Raw genomic sequence first — 1,977 nt, 5'->3', positions numbered from 1 at the left:
AGCCTCATTAGCGATGTAATCATTGCCGGACTCCCGCTGATACCACTGGACGATTACAGAAAGGACAAAATAAAGTATCTTGAAAAGGTACTGAAAAAAAATGCATACAATCTGCTATACTACGAATTTGCCCTTATAAAGGTAAAACAGGCTGCAGGGAGGTCAACAAGGTCACCCGATGACAGATCCAATATATGGCTTTGTGATGACAGGTTTGATGAACCATTCTGGCGTGCTAATCTCATATCAACCGGGAAATAAACATTATAAACCATATTCATATTTAACTCCATGGCCGTTGTTATAGAATCCACATTAAAAAGTGAAAGGCTGGTAAAGCCCATCAATCCTGATGCTTCCAATTTCTATCTTCCTGTCAGGTCCCTGAAATTTTCTGCAAAATTGCAGCTGGCAAATGAAATCGAGATGGAAGGGCAGATACTGAAAGTCGTGGGCAGGGAAGAGTACCTGAATACTGATGATCTCGCAGATCTGCAGGGGGCCACAGTAAGGCTTTATTTAAATCCTGCAGGATGTGGGCCTAACGACGGAATCTTCTTCTCAAGAAATGCTTACAGAATGCTGGATGCTCATTCTATCATGCCTGACAGATACACAATCAGGCTGGAAATATTAAGCATAGGTGAAAACACAGTAAAGGAGGATATGGAAATAAAGCAATGATTTATTGTTCTTAAAAATCATAAAATATTTATCTGATTTTGTATTCCAACAGATGCACTTATTGCCACTGCCTCAATATTTGAAAGCAAAATATTAAAAGCAAAAATGCAATAACCATTATAAGCCGCCATAGCTCAGTTGGTAGAGCACTCGGCTGTTAACCGAGCGGTCGTCGGTTCAAGCCCGACTGACGGCGTTAGGGGTTGTAGCTCAGCTAGGTAGAGCGCCTGGCTCATAACCAGGTGGTCGTCGGTTCAAACCCGGCCAGCCCCATTAAGTATATGTGCAGGTTTGGCACTTTTTATATCTTTATGTTCAAACCCTGCATCATCTAATTTTTCCCGAAAAAGCTCCTCCAGCTTGTTCTTCATCGATTTTGCCACCTCCGTATTTGACAGGTGTGTATACCTCTGCGTGGACTTTAACGACCTGTGGCCCAGATAGGTTTGAACCCTCCTGATATCCACACCAGCCCGCAATAATGCGGTTGCGCAGTAATGCCTTGCACTGTGTGCATGGAACTTTGGGGCTCCCGCCCTGGCTGCCGTTGCCTTAACTATGTTCCTTGCATACTGGTATGTCATTCTGCCCTTTGAGGTTGTAAATAATGCTGAACTGTCTGTCTGGGGCCTGTAGAATCTGATGAATGCGTTCACATTCTCCATAGCTTCATCGGTAAGTGATATCAGCCTGATGGCTTCAAGTTTCTCAGACCTGAAGAATGTCCAGGCTCTTGATACCATGAAAATATTCTTCATAATATCATTAAAGAGGAACTCAAGGCTTATTGATTATTCCATGAAAGAGGAGTCAATTTCCTATCACTGATAATGCATCACAGGATCTATAACCTGCTGAGAAAGCATGATCTGATCAAGAAATACTCTCCTGAGGATGTAATAGAACATCTTCAGCGTGTGAGCATGCTCAAGATCGGTGAAGAATGGAAGATATCTGAAATACCGAAAAAATCTGGAGAAATAATTAGGGCTCTTGAAATACCTATTATGCAAAATAACGGGAGTTAGAGTTTAAACTTTTTATTGTTTAAAATTTACGATAATCTGAGCAAGAAAACTCCAACGTTCATATGGTTGATGAATTGTGAAAGTATATATATAACTTTAGCATATCTAATTTAGTATATGGAAATAAGCAATAAAGAGAAGGAATATCATCATGAACCCCATATGGTGTACAGTTGCCAGTACCATGTGATATTCTGTCCTAAATACAGAAGAAATGTCCTGAAGGATGGTATTGATGTGAGGCTAAAGGAATTAATTTTAGAGA

Annotated in this window: 5 protein-coding genes and 2 tRNA genes; 6 read left to right on the top strand and 1 reads right to left on the bottom strand. The window is 40.7% G+C overall.

Features of this window, described 5'->3' with window-relative positions; translation table 11 throughout:
• The 4 genes from AMDU4_RS11385 to AMDU4_RS11370 all read left to right on the top strand — a co-directional run.
• The coding region (locus tag AMDU4_RS11385; RefSeq protein ID WP_290705202.1) for a helicase C-terminal domain-containing protein at positions 1-261 on the top strand (261 nt) is incomplete at its 5' end.
• A gap of 30 nt (positions 262-291) precedes the next feature.
• Positions 292-684, top strand: a complete 393-nt coding sequence (locus AMDU4_RS11380) for a hypothetical protein (protein WP_021788116.1) — start codon at positions 292-294, stop codon at positions 682-684.
• 123 nt (positions 685-807) lie between these two features.
• Positions 808-880: transfer RNA gene (locus AMDU4_RS11375), tRNA-Asn, on the top strand.
• 3 nt (positions 881-883) lie between these two features.
• Positions 884-957, top strand: a tRNA-Ile gene (locus tag AMDU4_RS11370).
• Here the strand turns inward: AMDU4_RS11370 and AMDU4_RS11365 are convergent.
• Positions 939-1,442 (bottom strand): tyrosine-type recombinase/integrase, encoded by a 504-nt coding sequence (locus tag AMDU4_RS11365; RefSeq protein ID WP_021788115.1) that lies wholly within the window; start codon positions 1,440-1,442, stop codon positions 939-941. The two genes, AMDU4_RS11370 and AMDU4_RS11365, sit on opposite strands and share 19 nt — an antisense overlap.
• 72 nt (positions 1,443-1,514) lie before the next feature.
• Between AMDU4_RS11365 and AMDU4_RS11360 the strand changes: the two genes are divergently transcribed.
• A complete protein-coding gene (locus AMDU4_RS11360; protein ID WP_021788114.1) occupies positions 1,515-1,712 on the top strand; it encodes a hypothetical protein in 198 nt (65 codons plus the stop codon).
• A gap of 117 nt (positions 1,713-1,829) precedes the next feature.
• Positions 1,830-1,977 (top strand): transposase (locus AMDU4_RS11355; RefSeq protein WP_021788113.1); only part of this gene is annotated, 148 nt, incomplete at its 3' end.

The organism is Ferroplasma sp. Type II, assembly GCF_000496155.1.
This window is presented reverse-complemented; position numbering and strand designations above follow the sequence as displayed.